The following is a 24,842-nucleotide window of genomic DNA, read 5'->3' on the forward strand; positions in this document are numbered from 1 at the left end:
TATAAACTTTGACAGTCCTTTCACAAGGCTGTCAATAGTTTTTTAGACTAGAGAAGAATATAGGAATTATTTTATTTTTTATCTCCAAAGTGAGAGTTTCGAACACGCTTGATTCATTTGCTGCATTTCTGTATTCAGAAATTTTTCTATTACTCTTTCCTGAAATTCCATTCCTATCAAAATAAGCATACCACTTATATTTCGCTCTTTAAATCGAACAATAGCACCTACTTTTTTTTGTTTTTCATTATAAACATCAGCTACTACTACCTCTGCATTCGAATTTGATAAGTTGATAACTCTAAAAGCTGAAAGAATAAGTCCTTCTGAAAGGTAAGTTTTACTAGCTTCTCCATAGGCTTCATACGTAAAATTTGCTGCTTGTGCAGATGATTCTACCCATAAGAGTTCGTGTAACCATAAATCAGAATCTTCAAATTCGTATGTATAAAGGAGTGAACCATCCCCATAATCTTCCTTTTCTATTTCTTCTCCTGCACTTGCATTTTCATATACAATTCCTAAAGGTTCAAGATTTTCTATGGTTGTAAATAATTTTCTTTCTTCATCAGAAATAATAACTTGAGCAAATAATGAATTTAAAAATCCACTTATTAGGAAGAAGAAAGTAAGTAATAGAAAATAATTTATTTTATTGCGAGCTAACATATAAGATTATTTTTTGTAGGAGATAGAAAATTATTTTTAGCAAAGAAAGCAAATACTATTCTATTTATATAGATTTTGATAAAAAAACCGTATTCAAACACAATTCGTTTTTCTAGGTTAATCTATTAAGATAATTTTCTATGTATATTTACAAAAAAAACACTTAACATTGAAGCAGTACAAAGTATTTTGCCTATTTTCTAACTATTTAGTATATATGAAATTTTTATTCTTCTTTCTCACAGCATTTTTTATGTTTATCAGTATTCCTTCTTTTTCACAAAGTAATGCTGATGATTTTGATTATGAAACTCAGTTTGTTTATGGTATTAATTTGAATACACAATCTGGTCTGATTGGTGGTTTTTCTTTTCGTTATTCAAAAGCAATAAATGAAACTATGTTTCATAGCTTTTCATTAGAGCTTGTTGATGTAAGACACCCCAAAGAACAACGAAGAGCAAGTCGCTTGTCAGGTGAATTTTTTACACCTGGTAAACGTAACTTTTTGTATGTTTTGCGTCCTCAATATGGTAGAGAATGGGTTTTGTTCAGAAAGGCAGAAGAACGTGGTATTCAAGTAAATGCTATTGGCGCAGTAGGTCCAACTATTGGCATTGTAGCACCTTATATTATTGATTATCAATTTACTAATGAAATAATTCGAACTGAACAGTATGACCCAAATGTCCATACTTCTTTTGAAGCTGTAATAGGCACAAGTTCATTTGGAAAACGTATAACAGATGCCAAAATTCAGTTAGGAGCTAGTCTAAAAACATCTCTCGCTTTAGAGTTTAGTGCTTTCAAAGGCTCTCAAGTAGGTTTTGAAGCTGGGATGATGATTGATGCCTACTCAAAAAAAATAGAGATTATGGGATTAGCAGAAAACAAGCAAATTTTCCCCTCTGCATTTTTTACCCTTTTCTATGGAATTAGTAAATAACTCCTATAATTTTAACGAAATTTATATTTCGTTGGATTAATTCTTGTAAAACCGATATTTATCTCATTAATTAATTCCAAAAAAAGCAAAAAACCTATTATTTCTCTCTAAAAACCTATTTTTACATAATCATTTTTTGTTACCTATTTTTCAAAATGTATTTGTTGGATAAGTAGTGATTTTATTTAATCCTTAATTTTATTTATCCAAACTCATTCTTAAATTTATACTTTCATGATATATTCATCATCTCCTTCTCATTCAATGAGAACTTTTCAAAACTCCCTTTCTAAGATTTGTTTTGTATTATTACTATTGTTTTCTTCCTCATTGTTTTACTCTACAGTCTACGCTCAAAAAAATTCAAAAATAAGTGAAGAAGAAAAACAAAAAGCTAGAGACAAAGCTGCTGAAGTAATTATTAAGAAAAACTTGATGGAATTTGCAGATGCTTATTCAAAATTAGGTGATACTAAAGACGTAAAATCAGTGATGCAACACATGGCAAAAGACGTTACATCTACATTAGTTACTTTCAATATTTCAGATAGAGGTTCTGTTTTGAATAGTGATTATGAAGGTTTTTTGAGTTATTTGACCAAAATCACACGTACAGAAGGCTTAAAGATAAGTTATTCTATAAAAGAAGTTTTGAAAAATGAGGTAAAAGGAGCAATCGGTGTTATTGTTTATGTCGTAGAATATACAATTACAAAAGATAAAGAAATTTGGTCTAAGGGAACTGAAACGGTTTCGATGGTTTTCAGAAATGAAAAGCAAACTAGTGATTGGAAAATTGCTCATTATTCAGTTATCGGAACAGAAGATGAGCGCATCAAAGGAATTTGTTCATGTGAACTCTATAAGTCTAGCACAGGCGTAAACTCTGGAAATTATTTGGTAAAGACAATTGTTCCTAGTGGAAAAAATTACTCTACTATGGTAAGTAACTTTGAATTTTTGTACGAAAATCAGGGTGGACAGAGTGGCGAACGCACTGTAAGAGTAGGTGACAATGTTTATAAATGGACACAAACAGGTGATATCTTCAAACAAAATGCAGATGGAACTCAAGGAGATTTAATAGCAAAATCTCATCCTAATGACGAAGTATTAGCTATTATGTCTATACTCAAATATGATGTATATTCTGAAAACTGTACAAATATCAATTTGAAAAGATAAATGTTATTTTTTCATACCTCAAAAAAGCACTTCCTAAAAAATAGAAAGTGCTTTTTTATTGATTTTATTTTTATAATTTCCCTGTTAAGTCATACACTACATAGCCTATTATTTCGTGAATAATCTTTCCCCATTTTGCCATTGCATCTTCTGTCGGAATCAAACTCAAAATAGTAAACATATTTTTTCTTTCAGTAGCTATAAAATCTGTAGAAAAACCATCAACTTGTAATCCTGCTTGCTCAAAACAGCCTAAAGAGCGTCTTAAATGAAAAGCCGAAGTGATAACTAAAATTTGACCCTGATGGATTGAATCAGAGGTAAATGTTAAATTTAATTTATCTTTATTTTTTTGTAAAAATTGTGCTGAAAACTGTGCATTTTCGTATGTATTTTTTGATTTGGGTTCTATCAAAATGTCTTCTTCTTTTATACACATAGATTTTAACATGTCCTTGTATTTATAGGTTCGTTTCGGTAGTTTTTCTTTACCACTTATCCAGTCTATTTCTTCTGACATTCCAACAATCATTATTTTTTTTATCTTACCTTCTTTATATAAACGAACAGCTTGCAAGAGCCTATCAATACCTGAACCTGCATAAATCCTGTCTTTTGGTTCTTTTCCTGCATTACTCATTCCTGTCAAAACTATTCCTACTTCATAATTTCTGACCTCTTTTATTGGTGTTGGTGGAATTTCCCACAGTAAATACATTTCATTTGCAAAAAAAGGATTTGTAAACAACAAAAACAAAACGACACCTATTCTCAGTGATTTTATGCGCCATTTTTTGATAAAAACAGCTATCAATAAAAAAAATGTAACCCAAGTAATGGGCATCAAAAAATAAAATAACGTTTTTGATAAAAAGAAAAACATAGTATTTTGATTACGAATTACGAATTAAAAATTACAATTAGACAAAATATTCCTTTACCTCTTTCAAGTTTATTTTACTGACTCATGACTAAGAAAAGGCTCATACATTAAAAGTGCATGATTTTGTGCAATAATTTCTCTCATTATTTCTTGATTTGTTTCTTTATCTGTCAGAATTCTTTCCAATTCATTATGACGAGAATAGCCTCCCCAGTCTTCTTGACGAAAAAAATGTTTGTTTTCTTTTATTTGATAGTTTTCTTTCAAATCTATAGTCGTCAATAACTCTCCTTTTAGATGGGTTTCGTTTATCTCAAAATTTAATTGAAAGTCTTGTAAAGTAGTATTTTTAAACTGCAAATCTATATAATTATAAGCTACTGTTGCACCACTTCCAAAAGGTACTTTTCGCTGAGCATCAGGAAAAACATCATAACTATGTCGCCAACGTTCAGTTATTTCCAAAGGTGAATGTAATAAAATCCAATGTAGAAGGTTAGCAAGCTGACACAATCCTCCCCCAATTCCAACAGCCGTTTTTCCTTTTTCTAAAACTAAACCTTCTAAAAAACCTCTTTTTTTGGTTGGTTTTCCTACCAAAAACCAAAAAGAAAAAGTTTGATTTGGTTTTATAATAAGTCCATTTATTCTATCGGCAGCAAGTTTCAAATTTGTAATTTTTTGTTCTTGGAGTTTCATATCTACCCCCATAAGTGGACGCAGAAGCATAGATTGATGATTTTTGACTAAAAAAGGAAGTTTTTTTTGAGTTTGTCTTTCTTTTGCAAAATTATTTGTATAAAAATACCAACGAAAATATCGCTTAATACGATAGTATTTTTTACCTAAAAAGATTCTTAATTTTGTTCTTGTAATAGGTTTGGGTAAATAGAGTTGCATAAGGTAAGGTTTTAATGACTATTTTTTTGTAATTTCGATTTACAATCTAAAGTAAAACTCGGTTCATCAGTATTTTTATTTTACAGTTTTATATCATCTATAAATAATCTATTTTTAGATAAAATATTAAATGTGTTACTTTTTTGGATTCAGAGAAAATATATTCATTAAATAAAGATAATTGTATTCTAATTTTTCTTCATCAAGAAAATAATTTTTATGTCAAAAAATAATATACTACTATTTATATTCTTTCTCCTTTTTACTTTACAGCCTACTTTTGGCTTTGCACAAGAAAATGGAGCTGAAAGACAATTACAGAGAAATTTAGAAATCTGTGAACGCTATTTTGAAGATGGAGATTATAAAAAAGCTTTATCTGAAGCTGAAAAACTCTATAAAAAAACTCAAAGAAGAGGAAATATTGATTTATCTACAAAAATAGAAAAGTATTTAATTAAATATTACGAAGCAACAGGAGAAATTTCAAAGTTTCATGCCATAACACAAAAATTTATAGCTAATCGCAAAAAACAAGGTGAGAATAGTAAAGGATATGGATTAGCACTCTTACAGGCTGCAAAATATTATGCTGAATATTCATTTACACAGCAAGCAGAAAACTATTTGAACGACGCTAAAAAAATAGTAGGAGAAAAACCAACTGAAAATTATATTTTTTCAGATTTATATTATACACAAATACTGATTGATTTTCAAAGAGGGAATTTTTTAAATTTATTAGATTATCAAATTCAAGATTTATTGAGTGTACGCAAATCACTTATTGGAAAAGAAACTCAGTTTTTTAGTGATGTTAGCAAACAAACTGAAACTCGTAATCTGTCAGATAGAGAAGAAATACGAAAAAAAACAGATTATGCTCAAATACTATCTTTACAAGCAGATGCTGCCCGACTTGCAGGAAGATATACTGAAGCAAGTAAATATATAGAACAAGCAGATAACTTTATAAAAACAGAATTATCTACTCGTCAGCTTGCTTATGTACGTAATCAATATGTCAGAATTCAACTCATGATTGATAATGGAGAGGAACGAGATGAAATACGTAAACTACTAGAAAAGATACTTTATCGGGCTGAAAGAACTGTCGGAACAGTACACAAAGATTATATCAAATTACATGCTTTATTAATTGATTATTATGTAAATAGTGGTTTTGTGGTGCAGCAAGACGAAGAAAGCAAAGGATTTTCTTTAAAGCCAAGATTTTTACAAAACATAAAGTATAGCACCCAAAATGTTCGTCAGCGTTGGGAGTTAGAACGCAATGCAGCAAAATATTATGGTACAGGACATTTGCAATATTCTACTGCACTTCAAGCAGATGCAATGTGGAACTATGAAAACCAACGCTATTCTCAATCACTGAAAATGCTGATAGATATGTATAAAAATACAGCATTAGTTCCTAAAGATCACCAAAGACGTTTGGCTATCATAGAAGATATTTATTATGTTCGTTTGGCTGCTGATGATTATAAAGAAGCTGGAAAATTAATGGAAGAGTGGGTAGATTCTCATGCACGTATTCATGGAAAAAATACGCTTGGTTATCATTTAGCAAATCTAAAACTTGCTAAATATTATTTTAATTATACTGAAAAATTTAAAGAAGCTGGTCAGCTTTATAACACTCACATGCAGTCATTGACAAAGTTTGTCGAACCTAAAAGTCTTATTTATATCAATTCATTAAATGATTGGATTGATTATTATATGGCAAATGACCAGTTTGAAGAAGCAAATAAAAAATCAAAAGAAGCATTAGATTTGATTCAACAAAGATATGGCGACAAACACCCACGCTATGCGGCTCAACTTGAAATTGCTGCACGTCTGAATATGCAACAAAGTAACTACAAAAAAGTAGATACACAAGTAAGCCAAATGCTACAAATCTATGAAAAACAATATAACCCTTCTTTAGCTTTCGAACATGCTCAAGCACTAGAAACGGCAGCTCATTATTATATGATAATGGGACTTTATGACCGTGCAGAAGATTTATTAAATCAAGCTAAAAGAAGATTTAATCGTTCTAGTCAGTCAATTGCAAACTCCAGTACAGCAGAAGAATTAGCTTTTTTATATATAGAAACGGCTGATTTTAGTGCAGCCGAACAGCTTTTAAAAGAAACAATTGCAGAAAAAGAAAAAAGATATGGAACAGATAGTCGTTTTCTAATCAATACATACAATCAGAGCGCACATTTAGAGTTTGCTAACGGAAAGTATATCGAAGCAGAGCAGTTTGCTAATAAAGCATTACTGATTGCTCAAAATATATTTGGTCAAAATTCTATTCGTACAGTGGAAAGTTTGAGTATTTTGGCTGATTACAATCTAGCTATTGGAGATTATGAAAAAGCTCAAGAATTTGCTCAAAAAGCACTTAAAATAAAAACGGATATACTTGGCAATGAGCATTTGGATAGAGCAAGTACACTTATTCAACTTGCCAGAATTAATTTTTATTCTACAGCTGATTGGAAAAAAGTAGCAAACGAGCTTGATGAAGCTGATAAAATGCTTATAGCCAATTTAGGAGAAAATACGCCTGTTTATGCAGGATTTTTGAAAACATCGGCAGAACTGTATGTTGCTCATAAAGACATAAAAAGTGCTTCTGATAAGCTAGGAAAGGCATTAAATATCCTAGAAAAACTACCTTCGGCATCACTTGTAAGTTTGGCAGAAATAAATGTTTTGCTAGGAGACTTACAGATTCAACAAGATAACCCTGACAAGGCAAAGGACTTTTATGAAGATGCTCGCAAGAAATACGCTAAGGTTTTTAGTGAAGTTCATCCAAAATACGTGCATGTATTGGCTCGTATTGCTCGTATGTATTATGTAAAAAATGATTACAAAAAAGCTGAAAAATACTTGAGCGAAGTTTTGGATAAACATAAAGAGTATATCAATACTACTTTTGCTGTACTTAGTGAACGAGAAAAAGCAAAAAACTGGGAACAGATTCGTCCAGACTTTGAGTTTTTCACACACTTAGTCATTCAATTACAACCCAAAAAGAAAAAATTGTTACGTGATTTGTATGATAATATTTTACTTACAAAAGGAATTTTGTTAGGGCAATCTCAAAAACTGCGTAATGAAATTTACAAAAGAAGTCCTGATGACACATTGCGTATTAATTTTGAAAAATGGCAATTAAAGAAGATTAGGCTCAATGCAGCTTTGGCGTTAAATCCAGAACAGTTAAAGCAAGAAAATATAGATGTTCGTAATTTGCAGAAAGAAATTGAGGATTTATCAAAAATACTTTCTCGTCAGTCTTCTGATTTTGCAGCAGCTACTGCTCAAAAACCAATTAGTTGGAAAGATATTCAGAAAAATTTAGAAAATAAAGAGTATGCTGTCGAAATTATTCGCTATCGTCAGTTTGATAAAGAATTTACAGATAGTATTCAATATATTGCTTTAGTGTTGCCTTCTTCTGGTAATATCAGGTTGGCTCAAATGCCAAATGGAAACAAAATGGAAGACGGTGATTTACAATATTACAGAAATACAGTAGAATTCTCTTTAGAAGATTATGATTCTTATAAAATTTATTGGAAACCTATCGGAGATAAAATAGATAAAAATGCAGGTAAAATTTATCTTGCTTGTGATGGAGTTTATAATCAGCTTAATGTGGAAACATTTAGAATGGAAGAAAATGATTTTGTGATAGATAATTATTTTGTTGCACAGCTTACTAGCACTCGCCAAATTGTTGAAGAAGAAGTAAAAAATGTATTTCCTAATAATTTTGTTTTGTTTGGAAATCCTCTTTTTTATGTAGATTATAAAGGAGCACAAAGTTTCCCTACTCTTTTAGGAGCAGAACGTGAAGTAGAAATTATTTCTACTCAACTAGAAGGAGGAAATAAAAATGTAACTACCTACTTAAAAGAAAATGCAAAGGAAAAACAAATAAAAGAACTAAATAGTCAGAATAATACTGTTTATCATATTGCTACCCATGGTATCTTTAAAGAAGATATTTCAGAGCAAGAACGTGAACGTTCGGCTATTTTGGGAACATATAATGATCCTTTAATGCGTTCTGGATTACTTTTTACAGGTGGAGGCGATATGGTTCAAAATAAAAGTGTACACGAATATAACAAAGCTGATGGTGTTCTAACAGCTTCTGAAGTAGCTACAATGAATATTAATTCTCCTCTTTTTATTCTTAGTGCTTGTGAAACAGGGCGTGGAGAAAGTAAAGTGGGAGAAGGTGTGTATGGTTTGCAAAGTGCCTTTTTACTTGCTGGTGCAGATGCACTTCTAATGTCTTTATTTAAAGTAGATGACGATGCAACTCAAGAGCTAATGCGTATTTTCTATACAAGATGGAAAGAAACAGGTGACAAACGAGTAGCTATCAGAGAAGCAAAACGAGAGCTTCGTCAAAATCCAAAATATGTAGATCCTATTTATTGGGGTGCATTTGTAATGATAGGAAGATAAAAACAAGAGACAAAAATTTACATTTGTGAAAGGAGTTGATAAATTAAGGTAAAAAAGTTACCTTTGCACTCCCTTTTATCAAAACCAAGATGGGATATATCACACGAAATAAAATTAATTAGCACTATTTATTCTAATACAAATAAAAAAATAATGGCAGATCAAAAAGATTTTACTTTTGACGTTATCGTTGAGATACCAAAAGGAAGCAGAAACAAATACGAATACGATGCTGAAAAACGCATGATTCGTTACGACCGTATGATTTTTTCTTCAATGCACTATCCAAGCGACTATGGATTTGTTCCTGAAACACTTGCTTTAGATGGAGATGCCTTGGATGTTTTGGTTTTAGTTTCTGAGCCTACTTTTCCTGGGTGTTTGATTGAAGTACGTGCTGTTGGTATTTTCAATATGACAGATGAAAAAGGGCCTGATGCAAAAGTGCTTTGTGTACCTGTTTCTGATCCTATTTGGAATAGCATCCATAAATTTGAAGATGTAAATCCTCACTTACTAAAAGAGATTGGACACTTCTTTGAAGTTTATAAAGACTTAGAAAAGAAAAAGGTTTCAGTAGAAGATTGGCAAGACGAAAAACATGCTGTTGAAATCGTTTTACAGTGTCAAGAGCGTTACAAAGAAAACAAAAAAGAAGTATTTTCTATCCGTCCAGGAATATAAAATATATCAAACTTATTCTTATAAAAAAAGCATAGATTATTGCAATCTATGCCTTTTTTGAAACTATATTTTTTTTGAAAACAAAAGACTTTACTTTGTATTTCAAAATTATTTCTAATTATTTATTTTAGTAATCTCCATACGTAGATTCATTTTGAGTTAAAGCAGTTTCTAATTGTTCATCATTTGGAGCTACACCATGCCATTTATGACTTCCCATCATATAATCTACCCCATGTCCCATTTCAGTTTTCATTAAGATAACTGTTGGTTTATGATTTCCTGTAAGGTCTTTTGCTTGTCGAATGATTGGGATTAAAGTATCAAAATCATTTCCATTCTGACATGTCAAAACGTTCCAACCAAAGGCTTTATATTTTTGTTCTAATCCTTTTAGGTCGCCTAAATCCATTACATCTTTTACATCTCCATCAATTTGTCTTCCATTTGCATCAATAATTGCAATTAGATTATCTACTTTTTGATGGGCTGCAAAAATAGCAGCTTCCCAAACTTGTCCTTCTTGCTGCTCACCATCTCCCATCAAAACAAAGACAGTTTTATTGTCATTGTTCATTTTTTTAGAAAGAGCTGCACCAATAGCTACTGAAAGTCCTTGACCCAATGAACCTGAAGCAATACGAATTCCCTCCAAACCTTCTTCTGTCGCTGGGTGTCCTTGCAAACGAGAATTTATTTTACGAAAAGTAGCCAAATCATTGATGCTAAAATAGCCACTACGAGCCAAAACACTATACCAAACAGGGGAAATATGCCCATTTGATAAGAAAAACAAATCCTCATTATTTCCGTCCATATCAAAAGAAGGATTGTGTTCCATAATCTCAAAATAAAGTGCTACCAACAGTTCGGCACAACCCAAAGAACCTCCAGGGTGTCCAGAATTTACTTGATGAACCATTCTGACAATGTCTCTACGGACTTGTGAGACCATATTTTCTAAGAATTCCTTATCATTTTTTTTGTACGAAGCCATTTTGAAGTAGATTTGAAATGAGTTTTATAGTTGATTTTTTATAGTTACATCGTTGAAATGTGTCTATTTTACAAAAGTACGAAAGTGTAGCTATTCAAACTAGAATTAAGAATGCAAATTTTGGATAAATATGAATTTATGAAATAGCTTCTTGATTTTTCTTGTATGAAACAGCAGCACGTAATTTTACATAACTCATTTTTTCTTCTAAATATTCATAGACAAATTTCATTCGGAATGTTTCATCTTTTGGAATACGTTTTCTAACTGTCTTGATAGCTTTTTCAATAATTTCAATTTCTTCCAAACTTACAAACTCTAACCAATCGATTTCAAAACCATCTTGACTTGCTTTATATAAATGTCCTAAAGCAGTTCCTTCGGTAATATTTCGTTCTTTGGCTATTTGTGTTAGTGATTTATTTTCGTTGGCAAACATTTCATAAGTTACTTGGTGCGAACTGGTCAGTTTTGCTTGGTCTGCTACTTCTTGATTTTTGAGATAATTTACGACTGTATCTAAAAATATTTGTCCAAATTCTCTCAATTTGACATCTCCAACTCCAGAAACTTGTCGCATCTGAAACAAATGAGTAGGCGATTTATCAACCATATCTTTCAGTGTTGCATCTCCAAAGACCATATAAGGAGCAATTCCTTTTGAATCTGCAATTTGTTTTCTGAGCTGACGCAATTCTTCAAACAAACCGTCTTGAAGTTCTCGTTTTTTGCTTTTTGGTCTTTCAAATTCTTTTTCTCTTTCTTTCTTAGATTTAAACTCAAACTTAACCAAATCTACTTTCTTTTTTTGAAACAAAACTGCCTTTGCAGCTTCTGTAAGCTTTAGAGTATTGTTTTGGTCATAAGCAATTTCTATAAGTCCCATATTGAGAAACTGTAACAAATGCTGTTGCCAAATACCTGCTGAAATATCAGAACCTGCGCCATACGTTTTTATTTTATCATATCCTTTTTCTAAAACTTCCTGACGCTGCGAACCACGCAAAACATCTATAAGCATCGTAAAACCTACTTTTTCATCCATTCGCATCATAGCAGAAAATGCTTTTTGTGCTATAATTGTTCCATCAAAATGCTTGGGAGGATTTCTACACACATCACAATTCCCACAATTTTCACTTAGTGTTTCTCCAAAATAACTCAATAAAATTTTCCTTCTACAAATCTGAGCATCTGCATATTGTTGCATACGTTCTAGTTTTGCAAGTTGCAATTCTTTTTGACCACTTTCTTCTGCAAAACCCTTCAACACTTCCAAATCATTAAAGCTATAAAAAAGCATTGTATCACCTTTCAATCCGTCACGTCCTGCCCTTCCAATTTCTTGATAATAGCCTTCAATATTTTTGGGAATATTGTAGTGCATAACCCAACGAACATTTGGCTTGTCAATCCCCATTCCGAAGGCGACTGTTGCACAAACAATAGGAGTTCGGTCTGCAATAAAATCATCTTGAACTCGGTTTCGTTCGTGGGCATTTAGTCCTGCATGATAATAATCGGCTTTTACACCTGCTTTTTGAAGTCGTGCAGCTACATTTTCAGTATTTTTTCTACTCAAACAATATATGATTCCTGACTCATTTGGTCGTCTTAAAATATAACTCACAATGCTATCCATACGTTTGTAAGCTGGCAAAACATTGAGCGAAAGGTTAGGACGATTAAAAGAAGCTACAAATTCTGTCGGATTTTCAAGTCCCAATTGACTGACAATATCTCGTCTTGTTATTTTGTCTGCCGTTGCAGTAAGAGCAATCATTGGAACGAAAGGAAAACGGTCTTTTAAAGTCTTTAGCTGTGTATATTCAGGGCGAAAATCGTGTCCCCATTGCGAAATACAGTGTGCTTCATCTACTGCAAAAAGCGAAACATTTAAAGATTGCAAAAAATAGAGAAACGAATCTGTCAATAATTTTTCAGGCGAAACATACAGAAGTTTTATTATTCCTTGTTTTACTTCTGACTCAATTTCTCTTTGTTCTCCTATATCTTGGGAAGAATTGAGAAAAGCTGCCGAAATCCCATTTGTTTGTAAGGCATTTACTTGGTCTTTCATTAGGGCAATCAAAGGCGAAATAACGATACAAATTCCGTCTAAAGTAACAGCAGGAATTTGATAACAAATAGATTTTCCTCCACCTGTTGGCATCAAAACAAGCGTATCATTTTTTGCATATACAGAAGAAATAATATCTTCTTGCAAAGGACGAAAAGATGAATAACCAAAATATTGTTGAAGAGCGTGACGAGCTTTATTGAGATCCATTTATTTTTTTTGAGTGAGCAATTATTAGAATAATTCGATTTATTTTTACAGCTTTAAAGGTAAGTATTTTTTGCAAAAAACTATTTTCTTTAGCACAAAAAATACAGATTTATAAAAAACAACCCAAAATTGAAATAAATATTCTATAAAAAGCTAGTTTTTCAGGTAAAATTACTTTATTGAATAAAGAGAAATATTGTTAAATTTGTAAGACTTAGGAATATAAAATGAATAAATTTACACCTTGAAAAATTCACGCATGAATAAACAGGGTTAAAACCCTGTCCAATTTATAATTCATAGCCTATTTTTGAAAACATATCTTTGTAAAAAATCATAAAAGGTAGTTTTTTAATTGAACAGGGTTTTAACCCTGTTTTTATAGATAGCTAAAAATGTAAATTTATTTTTTTAGGCTTCCTTATTTATATCTATCCTCCCAAACAAAAAAAATATTTATGATAAAAACTATTCTAGAAGCCGAATCGGGTTATCAATGGATAGACGTAATCAGTCCGAGTGATAAAGATTTAAGAGAACTTATTCGTCAATACAAAATGCCAGCTTCTGCTGTCAAAGATTGTATGGCTGCTTTTCATATGCCAAAAGTAGAACCAATAGGTGACTGGACTTATTTTATTGTAAGATATTACGACCTCTATTGTGAAGATGATGCAGATACAATTCAAGAAATTACAAATAAAGTAGCCATTTTTGTAAGCAAAGAATATATTCTTACCATTCACAGAACAGGTCAGCCTACACTTGCACAACTTGCCAACGAATGGCGCAATGGCTCACATACACGTTATGAAAATAGCGAACATTTTACATACAAACTTTTAGACATGCTCTTAAAAACGTATGAGTTAGGAATGAATCAGGCTAGTGAACGTTTGGATGCGTATGAAAAAGAGGTTTTTAGAGAAATGAAAGACGGCTCAATCTTCGAAAGATTGTATCAGTTAAAAAGACGAGGTTCTGTTTTTAAAAGAATGCTTTATCTTACTAAAGAACTCATTCAGAACTATATGAGATATGCTAAAGATTATCCGTTGGCACATCACAATATCGAATTTGCAGACTCTCTTTATTATAGAGTAGATGAATTACACGAAAATGCAAACAACCTAATTAATCTTCGTTTGTCTTTGGCTTCTCATAGAACTAACGAAATTATGGGAATTCTGACAATTTTCTCAGTTTTTTTTCTTCCTCTAACTTTTATTGTAGGAGTTTATGGAATGAATTTTAAAGATATTCCAGAGCTAGAAGTAGAAAACGGGTATGCTATTGTTTGGATGGTAATGATTTCGATGGTAGTAGGTATTTATTTTTGGTTTAAGAAAAAAGGCTGGATTTAAATTAAAATTTAGATTCTTTAAAGAAATTATGAAATTATCAAAAAATATAACTCAAAAACCTACAAATTTGCTTGTAGGTTTTTTTTATACTTTTCATTTAGCAAATCATTTTTTTATCTTTGGTACAGCTATTTATCTTAAATTCTGTTTTTTTATGAAAAAATAGCTAATTATTCTTTTCCCTTTCCCTTTCCCTTTTTAAGCTGAAATAAATTAAGTAAAGCAAAATTATGAAAATAAATATCCTAATCTATATCTCGTTTCTAAGTGTTTTTCTTTTTTGTTCTACTTTAATGGCTCAAACTAATGAAACAAGTGGAAATGAAGAGGATACAGAAGAAACAGAAAAACAACCTCCTTATGATAAAAAGTGGAATGTAGATATTACAGGAAAGTTTTTTAAAAATCAACGAACAGCACCACTTATAGTAATTGATTCGGTAGAGAATATATATTTAGCAGGAACTTTTTCAGATGAACTAAAAATTAATGAGCAAACAAGTCTGAACAGTAAAGGAGGAACAGATGCGTTTTTATTAAAATTTGATACAAATGGAAAACTTCTTTGGAAAAAACAAGCAGGAGGAATAGGAGATGATTATGTAGGTTCGATGCGAATTTCTCAAGAAGGAGGTGTAATTCTATCTGGGCATTTTGAAGATTCAACTTTTTTTGATAGAATAAAAGCTGATAAAAAAGAAGGTGGTTATGTTGCTAATTATGACAAAAGTGGAACAGTACTTTGGGTAAAAACAGAAAACAAAACAGCTTATTCTTTACCTCAAACTGACCGTCAGCTTAATCTTTATTTAGCAGAAGCCTATAAAGACAAAGTAAAAATAGACACCACCTTGATAAATAACCCTACTCGTTATTACAATAGTTATTTATCCAAATATGACAATAATGATAATTTAGAATGGTTTACTATTATTAATAAAATGAATAAAAATGGACGTGGAGAGGTCAAAACATCAGATATGGCAATTGATAGAGAGGGAAATATTTTTTTAGGAGGAACATTCAAATATGCTCCTGTTTTTGACAATATAGAAGTTCGTAGTGGTAAAGAAGACGATGTATTTTTAGCAAAGTACAATAATGAAGGTAAATTAGGTTGGGTTTTACAGCTTACCAACAGCGACGATGCCTATACAGTAGACCGAGTTTATATACACGATGGCAATATTTGCCTGCGTGCAACAGCCAAGGTCATAGAAAATGGAGATACAACCGAAACACATCATCAATTTGAGTATAATGAACATGCTACTTCAGTAGAATACCATTCCTTTTATGGTTGGGAGATAGGCGAAAATATTACAGGAGACTCACTCAATTATCAGTATAGCAATTTTACACAAAATACAGTCAAAAATACAGTCTATAAATTTGGAATAGTAGGCGAGAAATTAATGCTTATGAAGTTTCTTAGAAAACCTCTTACAAATGCTAGAAAAGAAGATGAATAGATTTAGATAAGATTTTAATAGAAGTTACACCATATATGAGATAATCCCTTAATGTGAAACCGATTTTTATCTATTTTCCTTTTCCTCTTTTATTCCAAGAAAACAAATGCTCAATAGACAGAAAAAATATGAATTTCTGTTATACAAGTGAATGAAAGATGGTATTCTTCGGAAGAAAGATTTAATTAAAAATACAGCTAAGAGTATTATTTTGAAATTATTAGGGAAAAATTTGTAATTTTGATACATAACTCGTTCAAGCGTCGACGCTTAAACGAGTTGTGTGTAAAATTTTCCTAAGAATTTCCACGCAAATCAGTATTTGATTAAAATAGAATTGATTATAATATAATATTCCTAATAGATGATTTATATACATAATTGACTATGTTGTCTTTCAATTCGTAATTTTTAATTAGCTTCGCTGCTTTGGCAGGTCGTAATTATTTCTAATACTTTGCGTCAAAATATATATAAAAATGAGTTGTAATTCATGTGCAACTAATGCACAACAAACCAATACAGAATTAGATGAGCAAAACGAAAACAATCCAAATGAAGAAGCAAAAGGCTGTAAAAGCAATGGAAATTGTGGAACTTCGGGCTGTAATCGTCTAAATTCGTTTGATTGGCTTTCTCAAATGGAACTCCCTGATACAAAACCATTTGAAATTGTAGAAGTAAAATTTAAAGGAGGTAGAAAAGCCTTTTGTAGAAATATAAATAACATCCATTTAATTACAGGCGATGCCGTAACATTGGAAGTAGAAAGAGGTTTTCATGTAGGTCATATATCTTTACAAGGTGAACTTGTGCGCCTTCAAATGCGAAAAAAACGCATCAAAATGGACGATGAGAGCATTTGTAATATCGAAAGAAAAGCTACTCAAGACGATTTAGACAAGCTCATTGAAGCTAGAAATAGAGAGCTTCCAACAATGTACCGAACACGAGAAATCATTAACCAAACTCATTTGGCAATGAAACTCTCTGATGTAGAATACCAAGCAGACTGTACAAAAGCAACTTTTTATTATTCGGCTGACTCAAGGGTAGATTTTCGTGAACTTATCCGAATGTTGGCAGGAGAATTCAGAATTCGTATCGAAATGAGACAAATTAGTCTCCGACAAGAAGCCAGCCGAGTAGGTGGAATTGGTGTTTGTGGGCGTGAGCTTTGCTGTTCGACGTGGCTTTCAGATTTCAAACCTGTCAGCACAACAGCAGCACGTTATCAAAATCTTTCTTTGAACACATCTAAACTTTCAGGACAATGTGGAAAACTAAAATGCTGTCTAAATTATGAATTGGACACTTATTTAGATGCTCTTAAAGATATTCCAGAAGTAAAATATTTACGTACTCAAGAAGGTGAAGCACAGTTACAGAAAACAGATATTTTCAAAAAACTGATGTGGTTTAGCTATAATTCTGAAAATGTTTGGTATGCTTTAAATATTGAAGAAGTAAATTTAATTTTAAAACTCAATGAAAAAAATGAGTTTCCTCCATCTTTAAAACCATCTGAATGGCTTTTAGAAGGCGAAACATTAGATACAACACTTCAAGACAATCATATTATTGATGCTGAAGAATTTGAACGAAATGTAAGGCGAAAAGCTGAAAGTGGAAATTCTAATACAGAGAAGCCTCGTAAAAAAAGACCACGTACAAGAAAACCACGCAAAAATATCTCAAAGGCAGAAGAAGTAAACAAAACAACTGCTAGTTTAGAAAATGGTAAAGAAAATAATAAACAAAATCAGGCAAACAAACGCAAAAAAAGGAAGGGGAATCCTTTAAGACAAAAAAAAATACAAAATGGGGAATCAAAAAATAATCAAAATTAATTAATTTTCTAGTAATTACTATTAAACAACCACTATCCAAAAGATGAATCAAGTAGAAGAATTCAATGCCTATCGCAGCAAAATGAACGAAAAAATTATGGCTGCTGATAATAAAGTGTTAAAGCGTATTTTCAATTTAGATACTAATGCGTATGCAGAAGGAACTCTAGATATCAAAACAAAAGAACTTATTGGACTTACTTGTTCGATGGTCTTGCGCTGTGATGATTGCATCAAGTATCACTTAGGAAAAGCAAAAGAAGCAGGTATTTCAGACGAACAAATTGTTGAAGCGATGGCAATTGCGAATCTTGTAGGAGGAACAATCGTAATTCCACACCTTAGAAGAGCAATGGAATATTTGGAAGAGTTGAATAAATAATAAGTAAACTCTGTTTCAAGTTTTGATACTTGAAGCAGAGTTTTTTTAATAAAAAAGAACGACACAAACCATGAAAAAACTAAACAATTATATAGGAGGAGATTTTATCAATCCTTTTTCAGATAAATATATTGAAAATGTCAATCCATCAACAGGAAAAATTTTCTCATTGATTGCTGATTCTGATGAAAATGATGTAAACTTAGCTGTCGAAGCTGCAAAGGCTGCTTTTCCAGAATGGTCGTGTAAAGGTGTTGAATTTCGCTCAAAATGGCTTTTAAAATTAGCCAATTACATAGAGGAAAATATAGAAAAATTTGCACAAGCAGAAACTCAAGACAACGGAAAACCAATTTCACTTTCTCGTTCGATGGACATTCCTCGTGCTGTTCAGAATTTATCATTTTTTGCAACGGCTATTTTACACGATAAAGATGAAGCCTATCATACTTCTACACATGTTTTGAATTACACACTGCGCCAACCTTTGGGAGTTGTGGGTTGTATTTCGCCTTGGAATTTGCCTTTGTATTTATTTACTTGGAAAATTGCGCCTGCACTTGCTAGTGGTAATTGTGTCGTTGCCAAACCTTCTGAACTCACGCCTTACACTGCTTATTTACTCTCCGAAGCCTGCCAAGCAATAGATTTTCCTGCTGGTGTTTTGAATATTGTACACGGTTACGGACAAAAAACAGGTGCTGCCATTGTTGCACATAATGATACAAAAGCAATTTCTTTCACAGGAGGAACACAGACAGGAAAAACAATTGCCTCAGTAGCTGCTCCCATGTTTAAAAAACTTTCTTTAGAATTAGGAGGAAAAAATGCAACAGTTATTTTTGCAGATGCTGATTTAGAAGAAGCTACAGAAACAGCTGTAAAAGCTGCTTTTACCAATCAAGGACAAATTTGTTTGTGTGGCTCTAGAATTTTGGTAGAAAATAAAATCTATGAGAAATTCAAAACAAAGTTTGTAGAAAAAGTAAAGCAATTACAATTAGGTGACCCTTTAGACGAAACGATACAACAAGGTGCGACAGTTTCACAAGCACACCAAGAGAAGGTTTTATCTTATATAGAACTTGCCAAACATGAAGGAGGAATTATTTTGACAGGAGGCAATAAAGTAACTTCTGAAAACCTTCCAGAAAGATGTAAAGATGGATTTTTTATAGAACCTACAGTAATTGAAGGACTTTCTGCTTTTTGTAGAACTAATCAAGAAGAAATTTTTGGTGCAGTAACTACACTCATTCCTTTCGAAAATGAAAACGAAGCCATAGAATTTGCCAATTGCACTCCTTATGGACTTTCAGCTTCAGTTTGGACACAAAACTTACCAAAAGCCCACCGAGTAGCAAGTCAGCTAGAAACAGGTATTGTTTGGATAAATACGTGGTTATTGCGTGATTTGAGAACACCTTTTGGTGGTGCAAAACAATCAGGTGTAGGACGAGAAGGTGGCTATGAAGCTCTTCGTTTCTTTACAGAGGAAAAAAATGTTTGTCTGAAATTTTAACACAACTATTAAAGGTTATCACGGTTATTTTTGTATAACAGTCTTCCAGACTGTTGAATTTGATAAAATACTGTCTTTGATGTTCAAACTGGAAGTCTGAACTACCTTAATACAAACCTTGATAAAGTTTATTTTTGTATTTTCTATTCTATTCGAATAGTTGCAATTCTAAAACTTTCCTACTAACTTTCTATTCTAATCAATAGTAATCTAACCTATCTTTTTGTGATTTTTTTGAACTTTTAAAAGCAATATATATCCCATTTCAATGAAAAAGCCTATCATTTTTTCCATAGACGACGACCCACAAGTAGCAAGAGCAATTGAGAGGGATTTGCGTAGTGAGTTTCGTAAAGAATACAAAATCATTAGCACCAATTCGGCAAATGAAGCATTAGAAAGTCTAGAAGAATTCAAAAAACAGAATGAAGAAATTGCGCTTTTTTTGGTTGACCAAAGAATGCCTGATATGCTTGGAGTAGAGTTTTTAGAGAAAGCAAAACCATTTTATCCGAGTGCAAAACGTGTGTTGCTAACAGCTTATTCAGATATTGATGCAGCCATAAAAGCAATTAATGATGTTCAGTTAGATTATTATTTGCACAAACCTTGGAATCCTCCACAAGACAAACTATATCCAGTTTTGTATGATTTATTAGAAAGTTGGAAAACTTCTTACCAGCCAGATTTTGATGGACTTAGAGTAATTGGTTATCAATTTTCACCACAATCTCATGAACTGAAAGACTTTTTGGCAAGTAATCTTTTTCCCTATCAATGGCTAGATTTTCAACAAGACCAAAAGGCAAAACAGCTTTCAGAACTTCATAAATTTAATGAAAATGATTTGCCTGTCGTAGTTTTTGAAGAAGGAGAAATCTTAAAAAAACCATCAAAAACAGAGTTAGCTGAAAAGCTAGGACTTTCCACAACGGCTTCACAAGATATTTATGATGTAGTAATTATTGGAGGAGGACCTGCTGGACTTGCAGCAGCCGTTTATGGTGGTTCGGAAGGATTAAGAACCCTTTTAATAGAAAAACATGCTCCTGGTGGACAGGCAGGAACAAGTTCAAGAATAGAAAATTATTTAGGTTTTCCTACTGGATTGAGTGGTTCAGAACTTGCCAAACGAGCAACTACCCAAGCACAACGTTTTGGAGTAGAGTTTTTAGTTCCACAAGAAGTAACAGGAATTTCTTTAAAAGACAAGTATAAAATTTTGAAATTAGCTGATGATAAAGAAATTATTGCTAAAAGTGTAGTGATTACTTCTGGTGTTTCGTATCGAAAACTAGAAGCAAAAGGAATGGATGATTTTACAGGTGCAGGAATTTATTATGGTGCAGCTACAACAGAAGCACTTTCTTGTTCAGAAAAGAGTGTTTATATAGTTGGTGGTGGAAATTCGGCAGGTCAGGGTGCTATGTATCTTTCTCGTTATGCAAAAAAAGTAAATATTGTAGTCAGAAGAGAAGATTTATCTTCCTCAATGTCGCAGTATTTGATTGACCAAATTGATGGAACAGAAAATATAGAAGTTTTGCCATTTACTGAAATCATAGAAGCAAAAGGCGATGGACATTTACAAAGTATAACTCTACAAGATACAAAAGATAATTCTACAAGAGAAGCAGAAGCTGATGCTATGTTTATTTTTATTGGAACAAAACCTCATACTGAATGGATTGATTTGGAAATAATTAAAGATGAAAAAGGTTTTGTAGAAACTGGGAGAAATCTATTAGGTTATGATCAAATAAAGAAAATTTGGAAACACAAAAGAGAACCATTTACATTAGAAACTTCTATAAAAGGAATTTTTGCAGCAGGGGATGTACGTGCAACAGCTATGAATCGTGTTGCTTCAGCAGTTGGAGAAGGTGCAATGGCAATTAGCTTTGTGCATAAATATTTGGCTGAGAACTAAATGTAAAACCCTGTTCAATTTATAATTCTGCCATTGTCGGTGTCCCCACCGAAGATAGCAAAACACAAAAAGAGGCTGTCCGAAAAGTACGGATAGCCTTTTTTTTATGGTTAATTTTTTTTATTTTCGAGGTATATATACTTTTATACTAACGTTATATAGCCTATGGCAAAAGTAGTTTTCAAAAACCAAAGTGGTAAGCAGCCCGAACTTTTTCCTGTCAATATATTTGACAAAATTCCAGCTCACCATCCTGTTCGTTTAGTTGAAAAGGTGGTTGATTCATTGGATATTAGCGATTTGATTTCTCAATACAAAGGTGGAGGTTGTTCAGCTTATCATCCAAGAATGCTCGTTAAAGTGCTATTCTATTCTTATTTATCCAATATTTATTCTTGTCGTAAAATAGCTAAAGCTCTTGGGGAGAATATTCATTTTATGTATTTATCAGGCAATTCTACACCAGATTTTAGAACAATTAATGACTTTAGAGGTAAAATTTTGAAGGCACACATTCATCGTTTATTTGGAGAAGTTGTTAAAATGTTGGTTGAAATGGGTTATGTAAGTCTTGATGTTCAATATATTGATGGAACAAAAATAGAGGCTTGTTCTAATCGTTATACTTTTGTTTGGCGTGGTAGTATTGAAAAAAATAAAGAAAAGTTAGAAACTAAAGTAAATAAAATTTTATCTGATATTGAAAGTAGTATTCAATCAGATAATCAAGAAGAAAATAAAGAAGAAGTATCTACTCCATTAGATTCAGAATTATTAAAAGAAAAACTCGCTCAAATCAATAAAAAACTAAAAGAACCGAGTAAACAACAGGCAAGAGAACTAAAAAAAATGCAAGATGAATATCTTCCTAGATTAAGTAAATATGAAGAGTCTCTGAAAATTTTAGGTTGTAGAAACTCGTATAGTAAAACAGATACGGATGCTACTTTTATGCGGATGAAAGAAGATCACATGAAAAATGGACAACTCAAACCTACTTATAATGCTCAAGTGTCCACAGAAAATCAATTTATTACCCACGTTTCTATTCATCAAACGGCAGGAGATACCACCACTTTATCCTCTCATTTAGAAGGATTTGAAAATCAGTACAATAAACAAAGTAAAGAAGTAGTAGCTGATGCAGGTTATGGAAGTGAAGAAAATTATGAATTACTTGAAAAAAAAGAAATTACTGCCTACGTTAAGTACAATTATTTCCATAAAGAGCAAAAAAGGAAAATGAAAAATAATCCTTTTTTAGTTCAGAATTTATTTTACAACAAAGAATTAGATTTTTATGTCTGTCCGATGGGGCAAAGAATGAAGAAAATAAGAGATGGAAAACGTACTTCAAGTAATGGATACGAATCGCAAGTATCTTATTATCAAGCAAAAAGGTGTCAAGATTGTCCTCTTCGCAATTTATGTCATAAAGCTGAAGGCAATAGAATAATACAAGTGAATCATCGTTTAAACCAACTAAAAGAGAAAGCTAGAAATTTACTAACTAGTGAGAAAGGATTAGAGCAGCGCAGTAAACGCCCTATAGAAGTAGAAGCTGTTTTTGGGCATCTCAAATATAATAATAAGTTTAATCGATTTACTTTTAAGGGATTAGCAAAAGTAGAAATGGAGTTTCTATTGATGGCTCTTGGGCATAATTTTAGAAAAATGGTGGCAAAAACTGCCGATAAGCTAAAAAATACTTTCAATTCTAAAAAATCATCTTTTTGCACCTTTTTTTATACTCAAAAAAATCACCAAAAGACAAAATTTGTTTGCATCATCAAAAAAATCAACCAAAAAGAAGAATTACAAAAAATAGCTGCATAAAAAGAGGCTGACCTTTTCGGACAGCCTCTTTATGGTTTATATGAATTTTCCTCTAAAACCATTTTCCATTTATCAGATTCTGCAAATTCTTTGATAATTTGATTTCTTTCTTTCAACAAATTTGTCATATAGCTTTCCAAAAAAATAGTATCAACTAATTTTCCAAAGATTCCGAAAGGTGATTTGTATTCAAAAATATCTATCATTTCAACTCTATTTTCTGTTTCTTTAAAAATATGTTGGTGTTTGAAAGATTTGAAAGTTCCCTTTACCATTTCATCTGTAAAAGAATTAGGTCTTTCAAAAGCTGTAATTTTTGAAGTCAGTTTTTGATAAATACCAAAGTGTTTGGCTCGCCAAGTTACCCATTCGTCTAAACTAATTAGTCCAGTTGTGATGCCTGCAATGGCTTCTTCGTTTGTCTTTTCTGTAGAAATTTTGTGTAAATCTATACTTCTTGATAAATCAAAGACAATTTCAATACTGCTTTCAATGAAGGTAGTTATTTTTATAATTGGCATTGATTTTTTGTTTTAATGTAAAATATCAATCACTTTTCTGGTCATTTTTTGATTAGGAATATTACCTCAACCTGTCCAATTGATAATTTACAATAAATTTTTGAAAGAATAAAAACAGTGTTTTTGAATTGAACAGGGTTAAAACCCTGTTTTTAACAGATTGCTAAACTAATTCTAATTCAGCAAACCAAAATCCCTTTACTTGATTCTCACTTGGCAAATCACAATCTGAATTTGTTTTTATAGAAAGAGGTTTGTATAATTTTTCGCCTACTTTAATTTCTATTTTCTCAGAAAAATAAGGTGCAGAAGTACAAAAAGAATGAAACTCTCCATTTTCGCCACAGGCATCTACTTGTTTTGGTAATCTTTGTAAAAATGCTGTATTAATTTTTTCTCCTACAAAAGATTCATCTAAAAAAGCATCACTAACACAGCACGTAACTGACTCAAAACCTTGGTTGATAAAATCATTTACTAAAAAAGTGGTATCCATTTTCCAAAGAGGAAAAACTGCTTTTATTCCAGTTTCTTTAAGTTGGTTTTGTCTATATTCTCTCAAATCTTCTAAAAAAATATCTCCAAACACAACTGTTTCTATTCCTTCTTTTTTCAATTGATTCAGAACTTCGTTCATTTTTTCCTCATATTCGTTATTTGCTCCCTCTGATAGAAAGAATTTTAATAAAGGAATTCCAATTTTTTCGGCTTGTTTTTCTAGTAATTCTTCTTTTACACCGTGCATCGTAATTCTTTTGTATTGCAAACTAAGTGTAGTGATAAGATAAACTACTTCATATTTTTTTTCTTGTAGAACCTTTTGAAGACAATAGGCAGAATCTTTTCCACCACTCCAAAAAAAAGCAGCTTTAGGAAGACTATTTTTCTTTTCTGACATGGTTGGT

General features: G+C 31.8%; 18 protein-coding genes. 11 read left to right on the plus strand and 7 right to left on the minus strand.

The window, feature by feature from the left end:
- Positions 1 to 78: 78 nt before the first annotated feature.
- Positions 79 to 669: a hypothetical protein gene (locus V9L05_RS01855; protein WP_338814159.1), complete on the minus strand. Its 591-nt coding sequence runs from the start codon at positions 667 to 669 to the stop codon at positions 79 to 81.
- A 217-nt stretch (positions 670 to 886) separates the two neighbouring features.
- Here V9L05_RS01855 and V9L05_RS01860 point away from each other — a divergent pair, with 217 nt between their 5' ends.
- The gene (locus V9L05_RS01860; RefSeq protein ID WP_338814160.1) at positions 887 to 1,615 is read left to right on the plus strand and encodes a hypothetical protein; all 729 of its coding nucleotides are present in this window, start codon (positions 887 to 889) and stop codon (positions 1,613 to 1,615) included.
- 234 nt (positions 1,616 to 1,849) lie between these two features.
- Complete coding sequence (locus tag V9L05_RS01865; protein ID WP_338791189.1) at positions 1,850 to 2,800, plus strand: nuclear transport factor 2 family protein; 951 nt, start codon at positions 1,850 to 1,852, stop codon at positions 2,798 to 2,800.
- A gap of 70 nt (positions 2,801 to 2,870) precedes the next feature.
- Here V9L05_RS01865 and V9L05_RS01870 read toward each other — a convergent pair whose 3' ends face one another.
- Together V9L05_RS01870 and V9L05_RS01875 are read right to left on the minus strand one after the other, a co-directional pair.
- Positions 2,871 to 3,683, minus strand: coding sequence for a YdcF family protein (locus V9L05_RS01870; protein WP_338814161.1), 813 nt, complete (start codon positions 3,681 to 3,683; stop codon positions 2,871 to 2,873).
- Between the two features lie 69 nt (positions 3,684 to 3,752).
- Complete coding sequence (locus V9L05_RS01875) at positions 3,753 to 4,583, minus strand: VanW family protein (protein ID WP_338814162.1); 831 nt, start codon at positions 4,581 to 4,583, stop codon at positions 3,753 to 3,755.
- Between the two features lie 219 nt (positions 4,584 to 4,802).
- Between V9L05_RS01875 and V9L05_RS01880 the strand changes: the two genes are divergently transcribed.
- Together V9L05_RS01880 and V9L05_RS01885 are read left to right on the plus strand one after the other, a co-directional pair.
- Entirely contained in the window at positions 4,803 to 9,089 is a 4,287-nt protein-coding gene (locus V9L05_RS01880) for a CHAT domain-containing tetratricopeptide repeat protein (RefSeq protein WP_338814163.1), read from the plus strand.
- Between the two features lie 153 nt (positions 9,090 to 9,242).
- Entirely contained in the window at positions 9,243 to 9,773 is a 531-nt protein-coding gene (locus V9L05_RS01885; RefSeq protein WP_338791183.1) for an inorganic diphosphatase, read from the plus strand.
- Positions 9,774 to 9,900: 127 nt separating this feature from the next.
- Here V9L05_RS01885 and V9L05_RS01890 read toward each other — a convergent pair whose 3' ends face one another.
- The gene (locus tag V9L05_RS01890) at positions 9,901 to 10,770 is read right to left on the minus strand and encodes a transketolase (protein WP_338791181.1); all 870 of its coding nucleotides are present in this window, start codon (positions 10,768 to 10,770) and stop codon (positions 9,901 to 9,903) included.
- Between the two features lie 136 nt (positions 10,771 to 10,906).
- Complete coding sequence (gene recQ / locus V9L05_RS01895; protein ID WP_338814164.1) at positions 10,907 to 13,060, minus strand: DNA helicase RecQ; 2,154 nt, start codon at positions 13,058 to 13,060, stop codon at positions 10,907 to 10,909.
- Positions 13,061 to 13,518: 458 nt separating this feature from the next.
- On the opposite strand from recQ, the gene V9L05_RS01900 reads away from it, so the two are divergent.
- The 7 genes from V9L05_RS01900 (at position 13,519) to V9L05_RS01930 (ending at position 23,416) form a co-directional block, all read left to right on the plus strand.
- Complete coding sequence (locus V9L05_RS01900; protein ID WP_338791175.1) at positions 13,519 to 14,424, plus strand: CorA family divalent cation transporter; 906 nt, start codon at positions 13,519 to 13,521, stop codon at positions 14,422 to 14,424.
- A gap of 230 nt (positions 14,425 to 14,654) precedes the next feature.
- The gene (locus V9L05_RS01905) at positions 14,655 to 15,896 is read left to right on the plus strand and encodes a hypothetical protein (RefSeq protein WP_338791173.1); all 1,242 of its coding nucleotides are present in this window, start codon (positions 14,655 to 14,657) and stop codon (positions 15,894 to 15,896) included.
- Between the two features lie 479 nt (positions 15,897 to 16,375).
- On the plus strand, positions 16,376 to 17,746 hold the full coding sequence (gene ricT / locus V9L05_RS01910) for a regulatory iron-sulfur-containing complex subunit RicT (RefSeq protein WP_338814165.1): 1,371 nt from the start codon (positions 16,376 to 16,378) through the stop codon (positions 17,744 to 17,746).
- A 43-nt stretch (positions 17,747 to 17,789) separates the two neighbouring features.
- Positions 17,790 to 18,128: a carboxymuconolactone decarboxylase family protein gene (locus V9L05_RS01915; protein WP_338791169.1), complete on the plus strand. Its 339-nt coding sequence runs from the start codon at positions 17,790 to 17,792 to the stop codon at positions 18,126 to 18,128.
- 70 nt (positions 18,129 to 18,198) lie between these two features.
- A complete protein-coding gene (locus tag V9L05_RS01920) occupies positions 18,199 to 19,650 on the plus strand; it encodes an aldehyde dehydrogenase (RefSeq protein WP_338814166.1) in 1,452 nt (483 codons plus the stop codon).
- Positions 19,651 to 19,918: 268 nt separating this feature from the next.
- Entirely contained in the window at positions 19,919 to 21,580 is a 1,662-nt protein-coding gene (locus tag V9L05_RS01925) for an FAD-dependent oxidoreductase (protein WP_338791165.1), read from the plus strand.
- 165 nt (positions 21,581 to 21,745) lie between these two features.
- A complete protein-coding gene (locus V9L05_RS01930) occupies positions 21,746 to 23,416 on the plus strand; it encodes an IS1182 family transposase (protein ID WP_338812820.1) in 1,671 nt (556 codons plus the stop codon).
- 29 nt (positions 23,417 to 23,445) lie between these two features.
- On the opposite strand, the gene V9L05_RS01935 is transcribed toward V9L05_RS01930, so the two are convergent.
- The gene (locus V9L05_RS01935) at positions 23,446 to 23,937 is read right to left on the minus strand and encodes an SRPBCC family protein (protein WP_338814167.1); all 492 of its coding nucleotides are present in this window, start codon (positions 23,935 to 23,937) and stop codon (positions 23,446 to 23,448) included.
- Positions 23,938 to 24,100: 163 nt separating this feature from the next.
- Complete coding sequence (locus V9L05_RS01940) at positions 24,101 to 24,835, minus strand: diphthine--ammonia ligase (RefSeq protein WP_338814168.1); 735 nt, start codon at positions 24,833 to 24,835, stop codon at positions 24,101 to 24,103.
- Positions 24,836 to 24,842 lie beyond the last annotated feature (7 nt).

It is taken from the genome of Bernardetia sp. Wsw4-3y2, from assembly GCF_037126295.1.
Taxonomy (GTDB): domain Bacteria; phylum Bacteroidota; class Bacteroidia; order Cytophagales; family Bernardetiaceae; genus Bernardetia.